This window comes from Butyricimonas hominis (assembly GCF_014287455.1).
GTDB classification, from domain to species: domain Bacteria; phylum Bacteroidota; class Bacteroidia; order Bacteroidales; family Marinifilaceae; genus Butyricimonas; species Butyricimonas muris.
The window spans coordinates 20,975-46,521 of sequence record NZ_JACOOH010000001.1; the positions used below are offsets into that span (position 1 = coordinate 20,975).

General features: G+C 43.3%; 15 protein-coding genes. 9 read left to right on the forward strand and 6 right to left on the reverse strand.

What is annotated here, in order from left to right; genetic code table 11:
* Nucleotides 1-364: 364 nt before the first annotated feature.
* The gene (locus tag H8S64_RS00100; RefSeq protein ID WP_186974505.1) at nt 365-6,148 is read left to right on the forward strand and encodes an alpha-2-macroglobulin family protein; all 5,784 of its coding nucleotides are present in this window, start codon (nt 365-367) and stop codon (nt 6,146-6,148) included.
* Nucleotides 6,149-6,216: 68 nt separating this feature from the next.
* Here the strand turns inward: H8S64_RS00100 and H8S64_RS00105 are convergent, their stop codons facing one another.
* The 6 genes from H8S64_RS00105 to alaS form a co-directional block, all read right to left on the reverse strand.
* A complete protein-coding gene (locus H8S64_RS00105; RefSeq protein ID WP_099290841.1) occupies nt 6,217-6,903 on the reverse strand; it encodes a response regulator transcription factor in 687 nt (228 codons plus the stop codon).
* 10 nt (nt 6,904-6,913) lie between these two features.
* A complete protein-coding gene (locus H8S64_RS00110; RefSeq protein ID WP_186974506.1) occupies nt 6,914-8,521 on the reverse strand; it encodes a sensor histidine kinase in 1,608 nt (535 codons plus the stop codon).
* 154 nt (nt 8,522-8,675) lie between these two features.
* Nucleotides 8,676-9,359 (reverse strand): hypothetical protein, encoded by a 684-nt coding sequence (locus tag H8S64_RS00115; RefSeq protein WP_186974507.1) that lies wholly within the window; start codon nt 9,357-9,359, stop codon nt 8,676-8,678.
* Nucleotides 9,360-9,501: 142 nt separating this feature from the next.
* Entirely contained in the window at nt 9,502-10,803 is a 1,302-nt protein-coding gene (locus H8S64_RS00120; RefSeq protein WP_186974508.1) for a TlpA family protein disulfide reductase, read from the reverse strand.
* 121 nt (nt 10,804-10,924) lie between these two features.
* Nucleotides 10,925-12,646, reverse strand: coding sequence for a tetratricopeptide repeat protein (locus H8S64_RS00125; protein WP_099290844.1), 1,722 nt, complete (start codon nt 12,644-12,646; stop codon nt 10,925-10,927).
* 116 nt (nt 12,647-12,762) lie between these two features.
* The gene (gene alaS / locus H8S64_RS00130; protein ID WP_186974509.1) at nt 12,763-15,390 is read right to left on the reverse strand and encodes an alanine--tRNA ligase; all 2,628 of its coding nucleotides are present in this window, start codon (nt 15,388-15,390) and stop codon (nt 12,763-12,765) included.
* Between the two features lie 245 nt (nt 15,391-15,635).
* Here alaS and H8S64_RS00135 point away from each other — a divergent pair, with 245 nt between their 5' ends.
* The 8 genes from H8S64_RS00135 (at nt 15,636) to H8S64_RS00170 (ending at nt 25,507) form a co-directional block, all read left to right on the forward strand.
* Complete coding sequence (locus H8S64_RS00135) at nt 15,636-16,520, forward strand: M23 family metallopeptidase (RefSeq protein ID WP_227215671.1); 885 nt, start codon at nt 15,636-15,638, stop codon at nt 16,518-16,520.
* A gap of 101 nt (nt 16,521-16,621) precedes the next feature.
* Entirely contained in the window at nt 16,622-16,957 is a 336-nt protein-coding gene (locus tag H8S64_RS00140) for a MerR family transcriptional regulator (protein WP_218014302.1), read from the forward strand.
* A 66-nt stretch (nt 16,958-17,023) separates the two neighbouring features.
* Nucleotides 17,024-17,809: a Nif3-like dinuclear metal center hexameric protein gene (locus H8S64_RS00145; RefSeq protein WP_186974511.1), complete on the forward strand. Its 786-nt coding sequence runs from the start codon at nt 17,024-17,026 to the stop codon at nt 17,807-17,809.
* 3 nt (nt 17,810-17,812) lie between these two features.
* Nucleotides 17,813-18,655 (forward strand): zinc ribbon domain-containing protein, encoded by an 843-nt coding sequence (locus tag H8S64_RS00150; RefSeq protein WP_099290848.1) that lies wholly within the window; start codon nt 17,813-17,815, stop codon nt 18,653-18,655.
* Between the two features lie 166 nt (nt 18,656-18,821).
* Nucleotides 18,822-21,443, forward strand: coding sequence for a valine--tRNA ligase (locus tag H8S64_RS00155; RefSeq protein ID WP_186974512.1), 2,622 nt, complete (start codon nt 18,822-18,824; stop codon nt 21,441-21,443).
* A 364-nt stretch (nt 21,444-21,807) separates the two neighbouring features.
* Nucleotides 21,808-22,614 carry a M48 family metallopeptidase gene (locus H8S64_RS00160; RefSeq protein ID WP_186974513.1) on the forward strand — a complete coding sequence of 269 codons (807 nt, stop codon included), beginning with the start codon at nt 21,808-21,810 and terminating at the stop codon, nt 22,612-22,614.
* Between the two features lie 285 nt (nt 22,615-22,899).
* Nucleotides 22,900-24,369, forward strand: a complete 1,470-nt coding sequence (cysS, locus tag H8S64_RS00165) for a cysteine--tRNA ligase (protein ID WP_186974514.1) — start codon at nt 22,900-22,902, stop codon at nt 24,367-24,369.
* A 7-nt stretch (nt 24,370-24,376) separates the two neighbouring features.
* The gene (locus H8S64_RS00170) at nt 24,377-25,507 is read left to right on the forward strand and encodes a glutaminyl-peptide cyclotransferase (RefSeq protein ID WP_186974515.1); all 1,131 of its coding nucleotides are present in this window, start codon (nt 24,377-24,379) and stop codon (nt 25,505-25,507) included.
* Nucleotides 25,508-25,547 lie beyond the last annotated feature (40 nt).

Sequence of the window (25,547 nt, forward strand, 5' to 3'; positions counted from 1 at the left end):
AAGGCTGTCCCTGAAAAGACAGCCTTTCTCATATAAAATACTAGAAATCAGCACAACAAACCTACAAAATCCCTTCAACTCCTTCCCTTCATTCGTTCTTCTCTCGTCTATCTTTCGTTCTTCAGCCACTCCCACATGTAGAAAGAACGACATAAAACGAACTGAAATTCATTCACCGGAACTTATTTCAACTGCAATTCGACAGAAACATTCCGGCAATAATCTATTTCCTCCAGAGATACATTAAAGAATTTTATTCGTACTTTTATGGAATTTCTGTTCCGTTTGCATCTATGTAATAACTTTCCCGTTGGGAATTGCGAATAACATAGGATGAAAAAGTATAATTCAAACAGATAACGATATGATAAAAAGACTACTAATTATTACGGTATTATTATTCGGGGTACATGTTGCGTTCAGTCAGCAGAATATCTCCGACAAAGAAAACGAGGCAGCCCCGAAAACGGCCTTGCTTCAAGCACTGAAAGACTATCGACAAGCGGTAAAAGAAAAAAACTCCCCGCTACTGATACAATCTCTGATTCGCCAAATCAAGTATCAGGCTTTGATTGACATGGATAGTATCCCTCCCATGTTACAGGATCTGGAAAAATACATCGGAGAAGACCGGAATACGGTGGAAAAAAGCATTCTTCATTCATTGATAGCGGAACTCTACCAAATGTATTACATGAGTCAACTCTCCCAAATATACAACAGGACTCCCGTTACCGGATATATCCCCCGCAACATGGCGGAATGGACCGGTAACATATATATCGAGAAAATATTTCAGCACGCACTGGACGCAGTGAAAGCGCAACCGCAACTTGCAGAAGTAAATTGTCTGGATTACAAGGAAATAATGATTCTCGGGAAAAACTCCCCGGCTCTTCGACCGACAATGTACGATTTTCTGGTATATCGCAGTATTGATATATTAAACGGCCTCTATAATATTTCACAATATTACAAACAGAGTCCGGTCACCGATAATCAATTATTTGCTCCCGTGGCGGATTTCGCAGGAATGACTATCGAGGCTAAACCCTTCGACGTTTCTTCAAATATCATCAAACTCTATCAATCTCTATTACAATCGGAACTAACAGCCAAACGTGCGGATGCCGTTCTCATTTCCGATCTGGATCGTCTGGAATATATTCGTAGAGTAATCAACACGAACGATAGCGATTCACTATATACAAGCGCTTTAGAACAATTGGCTCACCAGTATAACAAAAGCCCTTACAACGCGGAAGTTCTTTACAAACTCGCGCAGACTTATTATCAACCCACCAGATTCAATTATGCCAATCCCAGCACCACGGAAAAACCTGAATACAAAAAAGCACTGGATATATGCAATAAAGGTATTCGCCAATATCCGAATTATTTCCGGATCAACATATTGAAACAAATGGCTCAAGAGATAACACGAACGAACGTATTTTATACGATTGAACCCAATGTCTATCCGGGACATACTCAAAACATAAAACTCTCGTTCAAAAATTTATCCGACATATCGTTCACGCTATATAAAGTTGATGAAACCACATTAGACTATTTGCATCTTGACAAAAAAACACCGAAACTGAAAAAGATATCTACCCACACGTACCGCCTCCCCAAAGAACTGTATTCACAGGATACCGTTTTACAGATTCCCGTGACAAGTACCGGGCGTTATCAACTGACAGTTTCTTACGGAACGGCAAAACAGCAAGCGGATTCCTCTTATTTCAGTTCCAGTCGTCTGTCAACCATTGCCAGCAAAACGAGTGACAAAAACTACAATGTACTTGTATGCGATCTCGTCAGCGGAAAACCGATTCAAGGGGCAAAAGTGAAAATTTACAGCAGAAGCGGACGTAAATATGTTCTGGATACAGAATTCACTTCCGATGCGAATGGAATTGCCTCTATAAAAAACGTCCCCCAAGACCGTCTCTATCAAGTTACTTCAGGGAGTGACGACCACGGGGTTGTAACCCGCCTCCCGAATCAATATTTCAGTTCCTCGACACCGATAGTAAAAGAAACCAGTCTTTTTACCGATCGGGCAATATATCGACCGGGACAAATCGTCTATTTCAGCGGAATTTCTTGGGAAGCAACCGCCGAAGCCTCAAAAGCCGTCACGGGAAAGAAATACACGGTAACGTTATCGGATGTCAATAACCAAGTCGTGGCGAAAGAAGAAGTACAAACCAATGAATTCGGTTCCTTTGCCGGTAAATTCACGTTACCGCAAGACGTACTGAACGGACTTTTCTTCATTACCGCGGGTGAAGCCAATCACACCATTACCGTAGCCGAATACAAACGCCCGAAGTTCGAAATCACCTTTAACCCGATAAAAGGAGCTTACAAATCAGGTGACCGACTTACGGTTTCCGGTATCGCCAAAAACTATTCCGGCGCCAACGCGGGCAATAGTAAAGTCACCTACTCCATCCAAAGCCGCTCTTTCGCGTGGAGATTCCAAGAAAATACAATTGCCGCCGGTAAAACTCAAACAAACGAGAAAGGCGAATTCAGTATTTCATTCGACACGGAAAAAACAACAGACAATTCTCCCGGGGCTCTTTATAGAAATTTCGTCACGTACACGGTTTCGGTCACGGTCACCACTCCCAACGGGGAAACACAAGAGTCCAATTATTCGGTACAAGTAGCACCCCAAAACTATCGGTTGAATTCTTCCGTTTATCCTTACATGAATAAAGAGAAACCGAATAGTATTACAGTCACGACGCTAAACTATAATGAATATCCATTAACCGAAAATATCACTTACGAATTATCCGCATTAAAACCGCTACAAAAACTCGGGGAAGAATATGACCGGAGTAATTTACCCGTGGATAAAAAAGTATTGGAAGGCACATTTACTACCAATACGGACAAACCATTGGAGTTGAATCTATCCTCATTACCTTCCGGAGCGTATCTGTTAAAACTTTCCGGCACAGGTGACAATAGTAATATTACCGACGAAAATATCATATATCTTTATTCCCCTCAGGATAAACGCCCGCCTTATCTCACCTATTTCTGGAGCGTGGAAGAGAAAACAACTTGCATCCCGGGAGAAGATGCCAGAATCTTATTGGGCTCATCCGCTAAAGACGTGTATGTATTATATGAAATATACTCCGACCAGAAACTCATGGAGCGAAAACGATTGGTACTAAACAACTCCAATACGACTCTGACTATACCGTATAAAGAGGATTTCGGGAAGAAGGCAGAGGTAATTGTCAGCTTTATCAAAGACGGCGAATTTTTCACGAATAATTTCATGCTGACTCGTGAAGAAGCTGACAAAAAACTGGATATTATCACGAAAACATTCCGGGATCATCTTACTCCCGGACAAAAAGAAGAATGGTCATTCACCATTAAAAACGGACAGGGAAAAGCTGTCATTGCAGAGATAATGGCAGATATGTATGATGCTTCTCTGGACAAAATCCGTCCAAATATTTGGAATTTCAACCCGGTTTACTACAATTACAGCACAACGCCCCGGTGGAGGTTCGACAACTATCCGTTAAGGGGAACTCTCGGCTATAATCAGAAACGCATGGAGGTACCCGGATTTGAATTTAATAGATTAAACCTCTACGGATTAAGCCAATACACATTCCTCGGTTGGGATAATGCTGTTGTCGCGGGATATGGCCATTCCAGAGGAGGGGCAAAACAAGAAATTATGGTAGAAGAAATGGCAGAAGAAGAAATAGCATTGCCCAGAAAGGTTGCCGGTATTGCGGAAGATAATGATAACACGAAATTTTATATCAGAGGGTTGAGTTCATTCAAAGCATCAGCCGATTCCGGTGTTCCGGGAGTCTTATCGGAAGAAAGCGTTACTGGCGCAACTCCGCAAATCAGACAAAATTTCCAAGAAACAGCATTCTTCTACCCGCAACTTTTAACGGACTCAACGGGTAACGTGGTAATCAAATTCACGGTACCGGAATCTACCACGACGTGGAAATTCATGGCACTGGCACATACCCGGGATATGCAATTCGGACAAATTGAAAGATCGGTTATCACGAGCAAAGAATTTATGGTTAATACCAATCTGCCCCGATTCGTACGCACGGGGGATAAGGTCGTGCTGCAAGCGACAATCAATAATCTCACGACAACCGCACAACAAGGTGAAGCATACCTCGAACTGTTCGTTCCCTCGACGGATGTCGTGATCAGTAAACAACAACAACCGTTCAACGTGAATGCACAAGAGAACCAAACCGTAAGTTTCGAGTTTACCGCCCCGGAAGATACGGATCTACTCGGGTGTCGTATTGTTGCATCTTCAGCACAATTCAGTGACGGAGAACAACATGTGCTTCCCGTGGTTCCCGATGCCACACTGGTGACTCAAACCTTACCGATATTCGCGAGCAAACAAGGGCAACAAACGTTCAAGTTGAATGCACCGAAAGGAATTACCCCATATCGCCTGACGCTGGAACTCACCGCCAACCCGGTATGGTACGCCGTTCTCGCCCTGCCGACAATAAACACGCCGCAAACCGAGAATGTAACCGAAATCACGGCGTCCTATTATGTCAGTACATTGGCGACGGCTATCGCAAACGGGAATCCGCGAATCACGGATGCCATACGGCAATGGATGCAAAAACCGGATGCCGCACTAACTTCCCCGCTGGAAAAGAATCAGGAATTAAAATCCATTCTGCTACAACTTTCCCCGTGGGTAACCGAAGCACAGAGTGAAACACAACAAATGCACTCCTTAGGTGAACTTCTGGACGTGAACCGCCAGAACTATATCGCCCGGCAAGCCATCAAAAAATTGGCTGAACTGCAAAACGAAGATGGTGGTTGGTCATGGTTCAAGGGATTCTATTCCAGCTCCTTCATGACTGAAAATGTCCTTGAGGCAATGGCACGGCTTGTCTCGTTAAACGCCACGAGCCACCCGGAAGAAGTAAAGATGATGCAAATCAAAGCGTTGAACTTCCTCGATAAACAAATCCAAGAATCCTACAAGAACATCAAAACTGCCGGATATTCCCAAATATTATACCTGTACACCCGCAGTTCATACCGGGATATCCCGTTGACCGATGCTCTGGAAGCTCACAAGTTCTATCTGGGACAACTGGAAACTTCATGGACCAAACTTTCACTGTACGAGAAAGCCTTGTCAGCCATCACTCTTTATCGATACGGTAAAACGGATGCGGCGAAACAAATCATACATTCTTTGAAAGAATACTCCACCACCACACCTGAAATGGGTATGTACTGGGCGAACAACCGTTCAACCCTTTTCACCAACTCCGCTATCCAGACTCACGTGGCGATCATGAGTGCTTTCCGTGAAATTGAAGGCAATTCCACGGATACCGAAGGGATGAAACAATGGTTATTGCGCCAGAAACAAACTCAAAACTGGGGATCAACACCCACTACGGTCGACGCTATCTACGCTTTACTCCTCACGGGAAATAATCAATTGGCATCCCAAGAAGAACTGGCGGTAAAACTCGGTAACAAGAAATTGAATATTACCCCGGAAGAATCCAAATTGGGATACATCAAACAAAGTTTCACGGGCAAAGAGATTACCCCGAAAATGCTGAATGTAACGCTCTCAAAACAACAACAGCAAGCAAGCTGGGGTGGTTTATACCTGCAATATTTCGAGAAACTGGACAAAATCACCAGTCATTCGGGCGGAATCTCTGTCAAGAAACAGCTATTCATCCAACAAGAAGAAGATACCGGAAGTACGTTAATCCCGCTGGCCGGACAAGAATTAAAAGTCGGTGATAGAATCTGTATCCGTATCACGGTATCCAACGATCAGGATATGCAATTCGTGCATCTGAAAGATCTAAGAGCCGGATGTTTTGAACCGACAGAACAACTTTCCGGCAACCGTTGGCAAGAGGCTCTCGTGTATTATCAGGAAACGACAGATGTTGCTACCAACTTCTTCTTCGACTTCCTCCCGAAAGGTACGCATGTATTCGAGTACACGGTATGGATCGCACAAAGCGGAACCTATCAAGACGGTATCAGTACTCTACAATGTGTATACGCCCCACAATATTCGGCAAACAGTGATGCAGGAACCATTACCGTACACTGAACAAATTGAAATAAAAAAATAGAAGTGAGGAAAAATCCTCACTTCTATTTTTTTATTTCAATTACCGGCTATTCAAGAATCAGACGGAATCCGGAACCATGCACGTTCTCGATCTTAATGGATGAGTCGTCTTTAAAATACTTTCTCAATTTCGTCACGTACACATCCATACTACGAGCCGTGAAATAATCGCTGGCACCCCAGATTTCATTCAAAGCCTTGTCCCGTTGCAACAGACCATCCTTGTGATAGTACAACAATTCCAGCAACCGGGATTCTTTCGGAGTCAATTTAATCACTTCATCCCCTTTCGTGATCGTGCGCAATTCCGTGTTGAACAGATAAGCTCCCAACTCGATCATTTTCGGTTTAACCTCCGTATCCTCGTGTTCGCAACGGCTAAGGATTGCTTTGATTTTAAAAATCAACAATTCGGAATCAAAGGGTTTTATAATATAATCATCCGCTCCAATCTCGTATCCCTGCTTCATATCATCTTTCATACTCTTTGCCGTGATATAAACAAAGGGCACGGTTACATCCAGTTCTCTGATTTTTTTCCCTAATGTAAAACCATCCATCTCGGGCATCATGACATCCAAAAGACACAAATCGAACTTCTCTTTGCGAAATGCCTCGAATCCATCCACCCCGTTCGTGCAATGCACTACATCATAATCGGATAATTCCAGATAGGATTTCAATACTGATCCGAAACAAGGATCGTCTTCTACTAAAAGTATTTTATGTCCCATATATTCAATTTTAATTTTCCATTTTAAAAATAATCTCTACCAAAGTTCCTTTATTCTTTTTCGAGGTCAAGTGAATCTCACCCCCGTGCAATTCCACGATCGATCTGGCGTAACTCAACCCCAACCCGAATCCCTTTACATTATGCACGTTACCGCTCGGCACGCGATAGAATCGTTTAAACACCTTATCCTGAGCCTCTTTCGGTATCCCGATTCCGGTATCCCGAACTCCGATGATAAAACGATTCCCCTCCCGCTTCGTAAATATATATATATTCAACGAATCATGCGAATATTTTATCGCATTATCTACCAGATTACATACCACGTTGAGCATATGTATCTCGTCGGCTTGCATCACGTATCCTTCCGGATCAAGGTCAGCCTTGATAACTCCGCCCCGTTCTTCTACCTGCAAACGGAAATGCTCAACCGTTTCATCCACCAGCACGTTCAGATTTACATTCACTTTCTTCAAATGTACTTCCCGACGATCAAGTTTAGCCTGCAACAGAATACGCTCCACGTACTTGTTCATACGTTCATTCTCGTTCCGGATCATCGAGTTGAATTTCAGCAATTGGTTTTTATCGTTTAGCACCTTTTCTTTCTCGATTGCAGCCGTTGCCAAAGAAATCGTGGCTAACGGTGTCTTAAACTCGTGTGTCATGTTATTAATAAAGTCATTCTTGATCACGGAAAGCTTCTGTTGCCTCATAATCACGACGATTGTTATAATAAACACGGACATCAAACCGATAATACAAAAACCGGAAGCTATGAACATCCACCCGATATTATTATAGAAGAGCGAATCTTTCGTGTCGAACATGATACACAAGTTAGCGTCTTTCTTGATTTGATCATTCGGGAAAAGATCCGTGTAATAGAACCCCTTCTTGCCGTGTTCCTTGATATATTTCAGCAATTCCTCGCCTTTCATCACCTTCCATTTGAAATGATTCTTTATTCCCGTACTTGCCATCTCATCTTTCAAATAGATATCCAAATCCACCCCCTCAAGCCGTTTGGCTACATCGGCATTATGCGGATCTTCCTCTTTCATATAACGGATCACTACTTTCCGAATCATATCCGACAAACGCTGTCCGTCCAATGAATCCGTCTGTTGTTTTACCTCTTCCTCTTCCGATTTTATCAACTGATGCGGAAAACTCCTGTCCGTGACTTCCCTTATCGATCTGGAGATTTCTTGAAGATATCTTGAATACTCCTCTAAAGGATCCTGATACCCGACACTCATATGCCTTATCGTCACCTGTCCGTTCGCCTGCTGCATCTCAATCGAAACACTCGCGGAATTTGTTCGCAAGCGCTGCTCTTTTCCTTTTTCCAAAGAATCCAACATCTGGTCAGTGGCCGCAATCTGTTCCTCCAAAATATTGTATTGTTCTTTGACCTCCTGATAAAGTTTTCGTTCACTGACCTGATCCACTAAACTGACAGCTTTACCTAACACGTCATACACTTTCGAGGTAAAACGTGCTTCTCCTTCCCGCATACTGTATTTCATCCAAATCCACTGCACGCTTACCACAGCAATAAAAGCAATAAGCATGACAATAGACAGTATCCTGATAATAATTTTCTTAATCATAAGCTGACATATACAATTAGCGAAGTTAGTGTTTTTTATGTCATCATGCAACGCCTGACACAAAAAATTAAAAAGAGGTACCCGGGTAGGTACCTCTAAAAAACAACTAAGTAATAAAAACGGGAAAATAAAAACCAATTAATGGTTTTATACTTTATTGCAATTTGGTTTCCAATACTTTATAAATATTGCTTTCTTTATTTTCGATCTTCATTTTCTTGAAAAGACGCTTTTGCAACGCTAGACTATCTTGTAACTCATCTTTAAGCAAGAACAAAGACAATTCTTTACCGGGATTCGCTTCAATCAATTGTTTCGTCCAATTAGCACGTTGTCTCAGGAAACGTTGTTTCTGTAACTGGTGGATACCTAACATCACCTCGTCGTCCTTCGTCAATTTATCTTTCTTGCTGATCTTCTCTATCAACCGATCTACTTTTCCAAGATCCTTTCCGTATCTCTCTTTATATTGCTTTTTCAGGTCATCGTACTCGTCCATCAAGCCGGAACCTTTAGCTTCAATCTGATCCGGGAACTTTATTTTTCCTTGAATCCAAATCATATCCTTGGTGTCCAGTATAGCTTCAACCGTGGTTTTCCCATCGATATCCACCCATACCCTACCCGGGATTTGGAATTGCTCTGTCCTCAAATCAATCTTTCCATCCGTAACATCCTGCTCGGCTAAAATAGTCAACCCGGGTTCTCCCGGCATTTCTGCCAATAACTTAACCTTCCCTTTTAATCCTTCAACCTCACCTCGCACTTTTACCGTATTACTGTCACAAGCACCCAGTAAAAATGTCACAAGCACTAAAAATAAACCAATTCTTTTCATACTAACTAAATTTTATACACCATTTGTGACCATAGCCACAAGTGTAAATTTCATCTGTTATTATACTTGCTCTAATAATTAACCTAACATTACAGCAAATAAATTTACCTGCCGTAAACATCGACAAATATACAAAAATAAATTATAACCCAATATTCTGCAAAAGTAATTTCATCGATCCTGAAGGTTTTGACGCATCAGCATCGGTAATCCTGCCGTCCGGGTTGATTAATATGAATCTGGGAGAATTGGTTATCATGTAAGAACGATAAAAATCAGGATCTTTTAACAGGAAATGTTCACCCGGAATATTTTTCACACGCGAAAATGCTTCCTCATCCGTGGCAAACGTCAGGAACCGTATATTTTTTTCTTTATATTCTTCAACAAGTTCTTTCCACGCTGTTGTTTCTTTTTCTTCCCCCATCGTACCGAAACTTGGCGTCAAAACACAAATATAAAGATATTTCCCGCGCATATCCTTCAACTGCACGTCCTTGCCCGAAGCATCGGTTAAAAGGACATTCGGTGCTGTTGCCCCGGCAGACAATTTTCTCCAACGGTCAACCAACTGACGGACTTTTACCAATTTACTGGTATCGGAGACCTCGTTCCAACATACCGAAAGCAAGTAATCAGAATCTTTCAATCCGTTTTGGGCAAAATAGACATACACCACCTCCGATAACAAGAAATCCCGTACTTTAAGATTCGTCACGTTGTTTAAAATATAATTCACGAGCCTTCTGCCACTCATGTTTTTCCCTTTGTAATAATAGAAATAATTCATCAGGAATTGTCTATAAAAAGGGAACGACAACAGTTCCTCGTTGTTAAAATCAAAACCGGTAATAAAATCCGTGAACACGATTCCCGGTTCATATTTCACGGAATCAGGAACTTGGTGCATACTCGGATATCCCACTGCCTGCAACGCTATCTTATATCTTATTCTTTCTCTTTCCTTGTTCGTGAAATCATCACCAAGATTTTTGGCTTCCAGCAAAAGAATATCCATGTTAAGCATATCCTGCATTCGCTGTATAAATTCTTCTTCTCCCAACTGATATACTTCATAAGGAAGATAAGACATCGTCCTCCCCTGCTCTCTCAAGTAATTATTAATCGCACTCAACGTTCCCTTAAATTGCGGAGACACGGTATTACGAACAATATTCACTTCCAAATCTTCTCCCGGGGAAAGATACACGTCAAAAGAGTTAGGCCTGTATACTCTTGCATAGACCCCTTTTTCCAGTGGTATTTTACCGGAAAAAAAGTATTTATTGTCCAACTTGAACTCGTACGACGTCCCGTTCACGTCAAAAGATATGACGGAATCACGAGTCATTCCGGTTTCTACACGCCCCGATACTTGTACACTTTTATTATGGACGCATGCAGCCAGAAGAACAATAAATAATATACCTACAAAACTCCTCATGCTCAATCACGTTAACTTTTGGAGTACAAAGATATGCATTCAAAACAAAAGTATGTGTTAAAGAAAAGGTAAATAAAAAAGGCGACCGAGGGGTCGCCTTTTTAGATATATTAACAATCACTTATTTTACGATAGAAGTGAAATCACTGTTTTCGAAATATTTAGCGAACTCCATATCGGTAGCAGCTAATTGTTTGAATGAAGCGTCCATAGCACATGCTTTGCTCAGATTACTCATTACAGCGTTAGCGTCATTGGTTCTCGCACCAATTACAGCTTTCAAGTAATAAGACATCGGGCATTCTTTGCTCTCTGCATTCAATTTCTTCAAAGCCTCGTTATTATTTCCGGCAAGTACGTTAGCCAAAGCGGCATTCACGCAATTGCATTTTCCGAAATAATTTACAGCCGCAGCGTAGTCACCACTCTTGATAGCGATAATACCTTTGTTGTAGTCAACTTCCGGACCCACACCGGTAGCGGCACCGAAATAAACTTCAGCTTGTTTCAAATCACCATTCTTCAAGGCCACTGCACCCAAGTTGTTTTGTACAACGGGATTGTTAGCTGACAAAGAATTAGCTTTATTGAAGTTTGCTTGAGCCTCTGCAACATTACCCATTTCGAATTGAACCATACCGGCGTCGTTGAAACCTCTCCAATCACTCGGGAATTGTTTCATGCAAGCCTGATAGATAGCCAACTTATCATTGTTATTATCAAACAAAGTAGCGGAATAAAGCAATTCGTCAACATTCAATTCAGCAGGATTGGATTTAGCCAATGCTTTCAACTCGTCGTCTGATTTACCTATCAATTCGGTATTTACCACGAACAAAGATCTTCTCAATTTCGGAAGGATTTGATCTGCCACAACGGCAAACACAGAAGCGATGTTCTTGATTTCTCTTTCTCTCACTTCAGGATCCGAATGCATTTCCAATACGCGAAGGATCAATTCTTTATCTTGGATATTTGATTCTTCCATAGCTTTCTTGAATCCGTCCCAGTCTTCAGCAACCACAAATTTCTTGAAGAAATTCTCGTCTTTGTATTGCTCAACTTTACCTTTTCTCATTTGTTTTTTCAAGAAATCAGAAGAACCGGCTTCACGTTTGTTGGCCAATTTATCATTCCAGTCATAAGAACCGTCGGGTGAAGCGTATGATCTGATATCAATACCATTCAAGTTCATGTTTTCTTTAGAAGCAGCTTCTTTAATATATGCTTCCAACTTCTTCATTTCTTCAGAAGTCATTTGTTTTGAACGGATATTAGCTGAATTAATCAAATAATAGATAGCAGCTTCCTCTTGTTGTTTGATAATTCTTTGGAATTTATCTTCACCGATAGTCGTAGCCGGAGCGTTAACAACCAACATTTCGGTAGCAATCACACCGTCACCGATCTTTCTCGGCTCGAATTTCACCACTTTAGCGCCTTTAGATCCGGTAATATCAATCTCCAAATCAGAAAGTCTCATCGCATCCTCAAAAGGAACACGGCTTACATAAGTAATCGTCTTTCCTGCTTCGTAAGGAATAACCTCTGCATTTCCCTGAACTTTCTCTCCTTGGATGGCTTTCATCTCGTAAGCCTTCTCTCCTCCTTTAAATCTTAACACGGGAGTAGCCTCGATAGCCACTTTCTTGTTAAAATATTTGGCAGGGAATGTCACGTCGATTTTCAAATCTACCATTCCACCTTTAGCCACTAATGTTTCCGGAGTTACAGAGTACGAAATTTCTCCTGCACGCTTCTTCATCTTGTTTAATGAAGAACAGGAAACAGTTATTAACCCAGACAAGGCAACAACAGCAACCAGACCTAATGTTCTTTTCATAATGATTTCTTAATTTTATTTGTAATACTCAAATTAGTTCACGTGTTTTTTCACAAAACAAATGTATAAAAATTTATCTATATACGAAATCCTTCGCACAAATTTTGTACCAAACTCTAATTAATTTTGTCCAAAATTAATTTTTCTGCTCTTTCAAGTGCGCGAGACACCCCATTCGGATCAGATCCCCCTGCTGTAGCGAAGAATGGTTGACCACCGCCGCCACCTTTGATTTCCACCGCCGCATCTTTCACGATCTGTCCGGCATGCAATCCATAATCCTTCACTAAAGTATCGTTAATCATTACAGTCAAGTGAGGTTTTCCGTTAAATACTCCTCCTAACACGAGTACCAGATTATCCAACTCCCCCTTCAACTGGAACGCAACATCTTTTGCCGCCGCCGGAGCCATACCGACCGTCCTCACGATCATGTTGATATCCCGAATCACGCGCTTTTCATTCTTCAACGCTTCCTTGAGTATTTTCAAACTCTCTTGAGTGAATTTCTCCACGTCCTTTTTCAGTCCCTCGTTCTCGTCCATCAATTCCTTGATATTCTCCAATATCCCGCGATTGGATTTGAACATGCTATCCATTTGCTTCAGCATCTTGAACGTGTTCAATATATAACTTTCCGCTTTCGCCGCGGTAATTGCCTCTATACGACGAACTCCGGCAGACACTGAACTTTCGGACATAATCTTAAAGAAACCGATCTGTCCCGTGGCATGGGCATGTGTACCTCCACACAATTCCACAGATTCCCCAAATTTCACCACACGTACCAGATCGCCATACTTCTCTCCGAATATTGCCATCGCCCCCATTTTCTTTGCCTGACCGATCGGAATTGCCCGACTCTCCTCCAGCGGATAGTTTTTCCGTATCTCCTCGTTCACGATAGCTGCCACTTTGTCCAACTCCTCGTCTGTCACTTTCTGGAAATGCGAAAAGTCAAAACGCAGATACTCGTCGCTCACGAACGATCCTTTCTGTTCCACGTGAGTTCCCAACACTTTTCTCAAAGCATAATGCAACAAATGCGTGGATGTATGATTATTCTCCGTGGCAACCCGTTTATCCAAATCGACCTTGGCGGTAAAGACTTGAGTCAAGTCTTCCGGCAAACGATCGGTGAGATGCACCGTCAACCCGTTTTCTTTCTGCGTATCCAGAATATTTATCTTTTCCGTTTCGGAAATCAACCAACCGCGATCTCCGACCTGTCCCCCGCTCTCTCCATAGAAAGGTGTTATATTGAATATCAATTGATAAAACGCCTTCCCTTTCGTACTCACCCGGCGATAGCGTGTAATCTGTACTTCCGTTTCCGTGTAATCATATCCCACGAACTCCTGCGTGTCGTCTGAAATCAACTCCACCCAATCATCCGTATTCACAGCCGCGGCTGAACGCGAACGCTCTTTCTGCGCCTCCATTTCCGCCTTAAACTCCCTGCGATTCACCACCAGTCCGTGTTCTTTCAGAATTAATTCGGTCAAATCCAACGGGAAACCGTAAGTATCATACAACTCGAAAGCCACGTTACCCGGCACGGTCAAATAATCCTCCGCCTTGGTTTTCTCTATAATCTTATCCAACAACTTGATACCCTTATCCAAGGTGCGCAAGAATGCATTTTCCTCTTCTTGAATCACACGCTCGATCAGTACCCGTTGTGACACTAACTCGGGGAAATGCTGTCCCATTACTTCAATCAGCATCGGCACCAATTTATACATGAAAGCATCTTTCTGATCCAAGAAAGTATACGCGTAGCGTACGGCTCTCCGCAAAATACGACGGATCACGTATCCGGCTTTCACGTTCGAGGGCAACTGCCCGTCCGTGATAGAAAAAGCTATCGTACGCAAGTGGTCGGCAATCACGCGCATAGCCACGTCCGCCGCACTGTCCTTTCCGTATTCTTTGCCGCTCAACCGGGCTATCTCCCCGATAATCGGGGTAAATACATCGGTATCGTAATTAGACGTTTTCCCTTGTACCGCCATGCACAAACGTTCGAAGCCCATCCCCGTATCCACGTGATGGCTCGGCAAGTTCTCCAGACTGCCATCCGCTTTCCGGTTATACTGCATAAACACAAGATTCCATATCTCGATCACCAAAGGATTATCCTTGTTAACCAAGTCACGTCCCGGCTTAATCTTGCGTTCTTCGTCAGGGCGCAAATCAATATGTATCTCGGAACAGGGACCGCAAGGTCCCATTTCCCCCATTTCCCAGAAATTATCTTTTTTATTCCCGTACAATATTTGTTCCTTGGGCAAATACTGCAACCAATACTCCAAGGCTTCATTATCCGCATCAAGATGATCCTCCTTGTTCCCCTCGAAAACCGTGGCATACAATCGGTTTTTATCCAACTTCATCTCTTCCGTCAGAAACTCCCACGCGTAAGCTATTGCCTCTTTCTTGAAATAATCCCCGAATGACCAGTTCCCCAACATCTCGAACATCGTGTGATGATAAGTATCATGCCCGACCTCTTCCAAATCGTTATGTTTTCCCGATACCCGCAGACATTTCTGCGAATCCGCCACCCGAGTCGCTTTCGGACGAACATTACCTAATATAATATCCTTGAACTGGTTCATTCCGGCATTCGTGAACATCAACGTGGGATCCCCCTTGATGACCATCGGTGCCGAAGGTACTATCGTATGTGATTTCTTCTCAAAAAAATCTAAAAATTTCTGTCTAATCTCTGCCGACTTCATACACTCAATATTTAGTAAATCCACCATTAAACAACGAATGTTACTTCTCACATTCAAACGGAAATATCATGTAATCATATTGATTGCCTGATTTCCCAAGTTGCAAAATTAGATTTTTTCTTTAACTTTGCATCGGAAATACTATTTTTTATTGAGTAACTATGCGAAAAGCAGGGTATCATTTTAATTCGGACACACTATCTTTTGATAAAATAGAATCAACTCTAAGGAAAAAAACTTGGCGGTTGTTCAAAAAATTCTTCTCCAGCTTCTCGTTGGCCATCGTCATGCTATACCTTGTGTATGCATTCATTGATTCCCCGAAAGAGAAACAGTTAAAACGCAAATACGAAGAAGTTCTTACCCAATACAGCCTTCTCAGCAACAAGGTAGAATACCTTGATAATGTTCTGAAAGACATGGAATCAAGAGATGACAATATCTATCGGGTGATTTTCGAGACGGAACCGATACCGTCCACCATCAGGCGCGCCGGCTCAGGTGGAGTGGACCAATACGAACATCTGAAACATCTGGATAACTCCGATTTGATTATCGGGACAGCTAAAAAAATCGACGAACTGTCCAAAGCCATTTTTGTCCAGAGCAAATCTTTTGATGCCATCGAAAATCTGGCTAAAAACAAAATAGAAATGCTGGCATCCATTCCGGCAATCTTACCCGTGTCGTTAAAAGAAGCTCATCAAGTAAGCTCCTCATACGGCTACAGGATGCACCCTATATACAAAACGATGAAGTTTCACGCCGGCATGGATTTCACAGGAGCCATAGGCACACCGATCTATGCCACAGGGAACGGCCTTGTCGTGGAAAGTCAGTTTGACAAAGGGTACGGTCGTCACGTTATCATTGATCATGGTTTCAGCTACAAAACGATGTACGCCCACATGGAAAAGATTGTCGTGAAGAAAGGACAAACTGTCAAGAGAGGGGATGTCATCGGCTACCTCGGTAATACCGGACTCTCTACCGGACCTCATTTACATTACGAAGTCCGGAAAAACGAAAAACCCGTAGATCCTATCAATTTCTACTTCAACGACCTCTCCCCTGACGAGTTCGAAAAGTTAGTAGAGATAGCGAACAACACGGGACAAAGCATGGACTAACAAATTGTAGATTTACGATTTTAGATTTAAAGATTGTATAACACTGGTATTGAAATCTGAAAATAATCTCATTTTCAACTTTCAATTTTCAACTTTCAATTATTATGGTGGAAGAAGAAGCATTAAAACTGTATTACTCTATCGGAGAAGTAGCCGAGATGTTTGGGGTTAATACTTCCCTCATCCGGTTTTGGGAAAAAGAGTTTGATGTAATCAAACCCCACAAGACCAAAAAAGGGAACCGCCAGTTCACGAAAGCAGATATAGACAACTTTCATCTGATCTACCACCTCGTGAAGGAAAAAGGAATGACACTGAAAGGTGCGCAACAACAGTTGAAAAACCGCAAAGAAGAAACCGAGCTTCATTTCGAAGTCGTGAAACGGCTGAAAAACATAAAAGAAGAACTGTTATCTATCAAAAATCAACTGCCATAATAATTTTAGATTTATGATTTTAGATTTATGAATTTCACAAGCTAATATCATAAAAACAGCAAGACCATGTACATTAAAGAAATTATTGCGCTAATAGAAGAATATGCCCCGCTAAAATTCCAAGCGAGTTTTGATAACTCCGGGTTACTTTGTGGAGATCCCAAACGGGAATTAACTTCCGTGCTTTTATGCATTGACGTAACAGAGGAAGTCGTGAACGAGGCCATTATCCACGGTCACAACTTAATCATCTCGCACCACCCGCTTATCTTCAGCGGGTTGAAACACATTACACCTGCCACGTACGTGGAACGCTGCGTTATCTCCGCTATCAAACATGACATCACGATCTACGCCGCCCACACGAACATGGATGTCGTTGCCAATGGTGTCAGCGGGCGCATGGCAGATAAATTACACTTGCATAACAGGCAAATATTACAACCGGAAGGCGACCTCTCGGAAGGCAACGGCTTCGGCATTATCGGGGAACTTGAAACTCCGGTCGAAAGCATGGCATTTCTCCGACAAGTGAAAGCGACATTCCACTGTGACAGGCTACGCTACACGCGACCTCACACACCCTCTATCCGTAAAGTTGCTGTTTGTGGCGGAGCCGGAGCCTCTTTTTTCAACCGGGCTCTAGCGAATGCCGCGGATATCTATATCTCCGGTGATTTCAAATATCATGATTTCTTTCTCACGGAAAACCGGATTATGATAGCAGACATAGGACATTATGAAAGCGAACAATTCACAAAAGAGATATTTTATGAGATACTTACAAAAAAAATATCTACATTTGCGGTTCAGTTTTCAGAGATTAATACAAATCCGATTAAGTATTTATAATATATGGTGACGAATAACAATGAGAAAATGCAAGAGCTGACAGTTGAAGAAAAACTGCAGAACCTGTATGAATTACAACGAATTGACACCGAGATCGATAAAATCAAAACTCTTCGAGGAGAATTACCTTTGGAAGTTCAAGACCTTGAAGATGAGATCGCGGGGCTAGAAACACGTATCGAAAACTTGAAGGCTGAATTAAGCGAACTTGATAAAACGACTTCCACGAGGAAGCAAGAAATCAAGAAAGCAGAAGAAGCGATAAAAAAATATAGCGAGCAACTCGACAACGTACGTAACAACCGTGAATACGATGCGTTGAGCAAGGAAATCGAATTCCAGAAACTCGAAATCGAATTACAAGAAAAAAGAATCCGTGAAGCGACCAAAGCCAAAGCGGAAAAAGACGCGTTAATGGAAGAATCCAAAAAGCGTTACGAGGATAAGGTTTCCGACCTCGAAGCCAAGAAAAACGAGTTGAACGACATTATCAACGAAACACACAAGGACGAGGAATCCTTACAAATAAAATCCGAACAATTGGCTGCAACTATCGACGATCGTCTATTGACCGCTTATCGTCGTATTCGTTCCAATGCACGCAACGGTCTGGCTGTTGTAACCGTGGATCGTGACGCTTGCGGCGGATGTTTCAACAAAATTCCGCCACAAAGACAATTGGATATCCGTTCCCGGAAGAAAATTATCGTCTGTGAATACTGTGGTCGTATCCTCATCGATAAATACATCTGTGATTACGACGGCTCGCAACAAAAAGCAGACCTTGACGCTCTCCTTGATGCACAAAAGAAAAAAGGACGAAGAATTAGAAAATCAGAAGAATAAATAAAAGTCAAAGGTCCATAAGGTCCATAAAGTCCATAAGGTCAACAATTGACACGAGGGCATAAACCTATAAACATTGACTTTACGGACATTATAGACTTTACGGACCAAAGGGGCTTTTTGAAAAGCCCCTTTTTACGAATCTAAAATTTTAATTTAAAACAAAATGATTCCAACAAACTACGATCCGCGAAAAAGCGAAGAGAAATGGTATCAATACTGGATGGAACATCGTTTTTTCCATTCCGTTGTTGATAAAAAGAGAACTCCGTATTGTATTGTTATTCCCCCGCCTAACGTCACGGGAGTCCTGCACATGGGACATATGTTGAACAACACGATACAGGATGTACTCGTCAGACGGGCTCGCTTGCAAGGAAAGAACGCTTGTTGGGTTCCCGGAACAGACCATGCCTCTATCGCCACGGAAGCCAAAGTGGTTGCCAAATTGAAAAGCGAAGGCATAGAGAAACGGGACCTTACCCGGGAAGAATTTTTGAAACATGCTTGGGCATGGACAGAAAAACACGGGGGAATCATCCTTGAACAATTGAAACGCCTCGGTGCCTCTTGCGATTGGGACAGAACCTGCTTCACGATGGATGAAATCCGTTCGGAAAGCGTGATTCGCGTATTTGTAGACCTTTACAACAAAGGATTGATCTACCGGGGTATCCGAATGGTGAATTGGGACCCGTCAGCCAAAACAGCCGTGTCTGATGAAGAAGTAATCTACAAAGAGGAACACAGCAAACTGTATTACCTCCGCTACAAAATAGAAGGCTCGGACAACGAGTACATCACCATTGCCACCACCCGACCGGAAACCATTCTCGGGGATAGCGCCGTGTGCGTGAACCCGAACGACGAGCGTTTCCGCCATCTGGCAGGTAAAAATTGTATCGTGCCGCTCGTGAATCGTGTCATCCCGATTATCCAAGACGAGTACGTGGATATGGAATTCGGTACCGGTGCGTTGAAAATCACGCCTGCCCATGATATTAACGACTATGAAATCGGTTTCAAGCATCATCTTGAATCCATCGATATTTTCAATGACGACGGAACACTGAACGAGAACGCCCAACTTTTCGTGGGCAAAGATCGTTTTGTCGTGCGTCAGGAAATCATCCCGGCATTGGAACAAGCAGGTAATCTGGTAAAAATCGAGGACTACAATAATAAAGTAGGCTACTCCGAACGTACCAACGTGGTTATCGAGCCGAAGCTCTCCATGCAATGGTTCCTGAAAATGAAAGATTTGGCTCAACCGGCATTAGACGCCGTGATGAACGACGACATTCGTTTGACACCATCGAAATTCAAGAACACCTATCGTTACTGGATGGAGAACGTGAAAGACTGGTGCATCAGCCGTCAATTATGGTGGGGACACCAGATTCCGGTGTACTATCTGCCGGATAGCAACGATTACGTGGTAGCCAATACTAGAGAAGAAGCGGCAAAACTGATAAGAGAAAAATTCGGGAAAAACATCCCCGCCGATCAATTGCGTCAAGATGAAGACTGTCTTGATACTTGGTTCTCCTCGTGGTTATGGCCGATCTCCGTTTTCAACGGCATATTGGAGCCGGACAACGAGGATATCAATTACTACTACCCGACCACGGATCTAGTTTCAGCACCGGATATTCTTTTCTTCTGGATGGCACGCATGATCATGGCGGGTTACGAGTACAGACACGAGAAACCATTCGGGAATCTTTACCTGACAGGTATCGTACGCGACAAATTGCATCGCAAAATGTCCAAATCACTCGGTAATTCACCCGACCCTCTTGACCTCATCAATCAATACGGGGCAGACGGCGTACGGGTAGGTATGCTTTTATGCGCACCCGCCGGTGGTGATTTATTATTTGACGAGAGTCTGCCGGAGCAAGGACGCAATTTCACGACGAAAGTGTGGAACGCCTTCCGTCTGGTAAGCAACTGGAAAGTAGCGGACATCGAACAACCGCGACATTCCAAGCTGGCTCTCGATTGGTTTGAACAATACCTCAACAAGTGTAAAGAAACATTGAACAACCAATTCGACCAATATCGCTTGTCGGAAGCTCTAATGACGGTATATACCGGATTTCGCGACGAGTTCTCATCTTGGTTGTTGGAAATCATCAAACCGGGATTCGAACAACCCATTGACCGGACAACTTACGAGAAGACTATTTATCTCTTCGAAGAGATGTTGCAATTACTCCATCCCTTCATGCCGTTTATCACGGAAGAAATATGGCAAAACTTACGGGAACGCAAAGAAGGCGAGAGTATCATGATTTCCGTACAACCTCAACCCGGCAGCTATGACGAAAACTTCCTGAGCGAATTTGAAAACACCAAAGAAGTTATCGCGGGTATCCGTACCATTCGTAAACAAAATAACGTTGCTTTCAAAGATGCCATCTCGTTAAGAGTAAAAAGCAACGACCGCTACCCGCTACGCTTCGAAAGCGTAATCATTAAAATGGGTAACATCAGCGACGTTGAAATGGTGGACGAAACCGTCAAAGGCGCATGGAGTTTTATCAGCAACACCGTTGAATACTTCATCCCCGCCGTGGGCGAAGTAGACACGGAAGAAAAAAGAGCCAAACTGGAAGCCGATCTGGCTTACGCCCAAGGGTTCCTCGCTTCCGTCATGAAGAAACTGAATAACGAAAAATTCATGAGCGGAGCCCCCGCACAAGTCATCGAAAACGAACGCAAAAAACAAGCTGACGCCGAAGCCAAAATCAAAGCTATCGAGCAACAGTTAGCTGAACTGTAAAAATCCGAAAAAAAGTCCCGGGAATCATATTCGCATTTCCGGGACTTTTTTTTTACATCAAACAGAATAATCGCCCAATTCAAGAAAAATATAAACAGAAATCAAACACCCGCACATATATTCCAATTCCATCACTATGCAACAACATTACTCCCCTCCGGTCCTATATAAAACACGGTCGGGAGTTGATCTGGCGTTGTTGCCCGTTCTCACCCTCATCACATCCCATTTTCATCTAAACTTCTCCGGATACGCTCCACTCGCTCCCTCCTTACATCAAATTCCGCAAACTGAAGATTATTTCGTATATTTGCACAAAAACCACAAATCTATTCGTCAGTGAATTTATTAAAGATGATAAAACATGAAAACATTGATTTCACGTATCGCATTACCGGTAATAATATTGCTACTTTTCGCGCAATGCGCCACCGTACCTATCACGGGGCGTCGTCAGCTTATCCTTTTCCCCGAAAACGAAATGGTATCCATGAGCCTGACCTCATATAGTAGCTTTTTAAAGGAAAACAAACTATCCACTGACGCGGTAAACAAAAAACGCATCAAAGACGTGGGGGCACGAATCTCGAAAGCGGTAGAACAATATCTTGCCGCTAACGGCATGCAGGATCAGATCGCCAACTTCCAATGGGAATTTAACCTTGTTGCCAGCAACGAACCGAACGCGTGGTGCATGCCGGGCGGGAAAGTCGTGTTTTACGAGGGCATCCTTCCCTATTGCAAGACGGATGCGGGGATAGCGGTCGTCATGGGACACGAGATCGCTCACGCCGTGGCACATCACAGCAACGAGCGAATGAGCCAGCAAACCTTGCTACAATACGGTCAAGCTGCCGCAACGGAAATTCTCGGGCACGACCAATCCGATACACGCAAAGCATTGCTCGCCGCGGCAATCGGCATGGGCACGAATTTAGGCGTCACTCTGCCCTTCTCCCGGAAACACGAGTATGAAGCCGATCGCTTGGGCCTGATTTTCATGACTATGGCAGGCTACGATCCTAACGAGGCTGTGGCATTCTGGAGTAGAATGGCAAACTCGGGAAGTGCCAAACAACCCGAATTTCTCTCTACCCATCCCGCTGACCAAAACCGTATCGCGAAATTGAAGGCCACGATCCCCGAGGCATTGAAATATAAACCTCAATAACCCCCGGGCTACCCGAAGGCTACCCCTTCCTGCCCCCATGGACGTAGCATGAACGTAGCACGAACGTAGCATCATCGACGGGAAGCGAATATGCTGGCAAGTTGCTACATTTATGTTGTCATCATAAGAGCGGGAAGAGGTAGGCAATCCATCAGGAACATAGGAAGGAAGACAGGAAATCGGGCAATAATTCACGATTTTCTTCATTTTCAATTTTCAATTTTCAATTTTCAATTATAAAATTCATACTTTTGTTGAATCATATCAATATAGTACTTTAGAATTATGGAAAACAAGTTGACGATATACAACACGCTAAGTCGAAAGAAAGAGTTGTTTGAACCGTTGAACCCCCCGTTCGTGGGGTTATATGTCTGCGGGCCTACCGTGTACGGGGACGCACATTTAGGACACGCCCGCCCGGGCATCACGTTCGACTTGTTGTTTCGTTATCTCAAATATTTAGGTTATCGGGTGAGATACGTCCGCAATATCACGGACGTGGGACACCTCGTGAATGACGAGGATGACGGAGAAGACAAGATCGCGAAGAAAGCAAAGCTGGAACAGTTGGAACCCATGGAAGTCGTGCAATTGTACACGAACCGTTATCACAAGAACATGGAACAACTGAACACGCTCCCTCCCAGTATAGAGCCTCACGCGTCGGGACATATCATCGAACAGCAGGAATTAATCAAAACCCTGATCGACAAAGGATATGCCTACGAGAGCGAAGGGAATATCTATTTCGACGTGGAGCGTTACAGTAAAAAATACCATTACGGGATTCTTTCCGGACGAAAAATAGACGAGTTACTAGTAAATACAAGACAACTCAGCGGACAGGAAGAAAAACGGAACTCCGTGGATTTTGCCCTATGGAAAAAAGCGACTCCCGAACATATTATGCGCTGGCCTTCCCCGTGGGGAGTGGGCTTCCCGGGGTGGCATCTGGAATGTTCCTGCATGAGCCAGAAATACCTTGGCAACACGTTTGACATTCACGGGGGCGGTCTTGACCTGCAATTCCCTCATCACGAGTGCGAGATCGCGCAAAGCACTGCCGCGCAAGGACATCCTGCCGTGAGATACTGGATGCATAATAATATGGTAACGATCAACGGACAGAAAATGGGTAAATCACTCGGCAATTTCATTACCTTGGACCAACTCTTTGCCGGAAATAATGCCGTTTTGGAACAAGCCTACTCGCCCATGACCGTGCGTTTCTTTATCCTTCAAGCACACTACCGTAGTCCGCTTGACTTCTCGAACGAAGCACTGAAAGCGGCAGAAAAAGGATACGAGCGCCTGATGTCCGCCATCGTGCAATTGCATAAATTGAAAGCATCAAACGAGAATACCGTGGATGTAAAAACATTACGGGACAATTGTTTCAATGCCATGAACGACGACTTGAACACGCCCATTCTAATCGCACACTTGTTCGACGGGGTACGCATGATTAACTCTATCGCCGCCGGAAGTGAAAAAATAGATGCTGAAAACCTGCAAACCTTAACGGAATTATTTGACAGCTTCGTGTTCGACATCCTCGGATTGAAGGGTGAAACGGATTCCAGCGCCAGCAATCAAGCCCTTGGTAAAGTAATCGACGCCATGATGAATGTCAGAAAAGCGGCACGGGCAAACAAAGATTGGGCAACTTCGGATAAAATCAGGGACGAATTGAAGAATGCCGGGATTCAGATCAAGGACACGAAGGACGGTTACGAATGGGAACTAGAATAATTCAACGATGCATATTATGACTTCTTGCTACTATTACATATTATTATCCATTCTTCTGGTTGCTGCCTGTCAGGGGACAAATAAAGCCAAAAACACCGGGAACACGCCTGTTTCTTCCACCACGGAAGAAGCACGCGGCACGGGTCCGAAATACGTGAAAAGCGTACAATTTGTCTATCCCATGAAAGGCGATACCTGTCAATTTGACCAAGAGTTGAAAATAGTGTACGCCAATAACAAACGCTACAAGATCGACTCAGCACATCTTTTTTTTAACCAGAAAAAGATTGCCACGCTTGACAGTACCACGAAAGAATACATATTCAAACTCCCGAAAGAAAAGTGCGGTACTAACACGCTGAAAATTATCGCCTTCCACCCGGATAGCAAGCAAGGAGTCGCCACCCAGTCATTTATCGTGAAGCCGGATAAAGCACCGAAAAGACTGAATTACAAATTAGTCAAGACATACAACCACGCGACAGACGCCTCCACCCAAGGTTTGGTCTACATCGACGGAATCATGTACGAGGGAACCGGGATAAAAGGTCAGTCCACGCTACGCAAGATTGATCTGGAAAGCAACAAAACGTTAGCATCCCTGAGCTTGGATGCCCGTTATTTCGGGGAAGGGATCACCGTGTACAAGGATAAAATTTATCAACTCACGTGGACATCCAAAAAAGCGTTCGTGTACGATTTGGCAACCTTCACGTTATTGACCACCTTCGACTATTCCATGCAGGAAGGTTGGGGACTTACCACCATGGGTGACAAGCTCGTCATGAGCGACGGGACACACCGTTTGTATCACCTAGACCCGGAACTGTTCACCGTGATAAAAACAGTAGAGGTTTACGATAGCAAAGGTCCGGTCACCAACCTGAATGAATTGGAATATATCAACGGTTATATCTGGGCAAACGAATGGCTCACGGATCGCATCGTGATTATCGACCCGGAAACAGGGGAAGTAACAGAAGAACTATTGTTACCGAATATGCTGACTCCCGCGGAGAAAGCCAAGTTAGACGAAAACGACGACGTGTTGAACGGTATCGCTTACAATGAAAAGAAGGGCACGATTTACGTTACCGGAAAACACTGGCCGAAATTATTTGAGATAAAAACTTACTAATTTACGATTTATGATTTCAGATTTACGATTGTATGAAAAG

Bases quoted from the DNA above. Each gene is read 5' to 3' on its own strand.
- H8S64_RS00115 (WP_186974507.1), bottom strand. From the start codon at position 9,359: ATGAAAAGAATTGGTTTATTTTTAGTGCTTGTGACATTTTTACTGGGT.
- H8S64_RS00110 (WP_186974506.1), bottom strand. From the start codon at position 8,521: ATGATTAAGAAAATTATTATCAGGATACTGTCTATTGTCATGCTTATT.
- H8S64_RS00155 (WP_186974512.1), top strand. From the start codon at position 18,822: ATGATTCCAACAAACTACGATCCGCGAAAAAGCGAAGAGAAATGGTAT.
- H8S64_RS00105 (WP_099290841.1), bottom strand. From the start codon at position 6,903: ATGGGACATAAAATACTTTTAGTAGAAGACGATCCTTGTTTCGGATCA.
- H8S64_RS00120 (WP_186974508.1), bottom strand. From the start codon at position 10,803: ATGAGGAGTTTTGTAGGTATATTATTTATTGTTCTTCTGGCTGCATGC.
- H8S64_RS00150 (WP_099290848.1), top strand. From the start codon at position 17,813: ATGGTGACGAATAACAATGAGAAAATGCAAGAGCTGACAGTTGAAGAA.
- cysS (WP_186974514.1), top strand. From the start codon at position 22,900: ATGGAAAACAAGTTGACGATATACAACACGCTAAGTCGAAAGAAAGAG.
- H8S64_RS00170 (WP_186974515.1), top strand. From the start codon at position 24,377: ATGCATATTATGACTTCTTGCTACTATTACATATTATTATCCATTCTT.
- alaS (WP_186974509.1), bottom strand. From the start codon at position 15,390: ATGAAGTCGGCAGAGATTAGACAGAAATTTTTAGATTTTTTTGAGAAG.
- H8S64_RS00125 (WP_099290844.1), bottom strand. From the start codon at position 12,646: ATGAAAAGAACATTAGGTCTGGTTGCTGTTGTTGCCTTGTCTGGGTTA.
- H8S64_RS00145 (WP_186974511.1), top strand. From the start codon at position 17,024: ATGTACATTAAAGAAATTATTGCGCTAATAGAAGAATATGCCCCGCTA.
- H8S64_RS00160 (WP_186974513.1), top strand. From the start codon at position 21,808: ATGAAAACATTGATTTCACGTATCGCATTACCGGTAATAATATTGCTA.
- H8S64_RS00100 (WP_186974505.1), top strand. From the start codon at position 365: ATGATAAAAAGACTACTAATTATTACGGTATTATTATTCGGGGTACAT.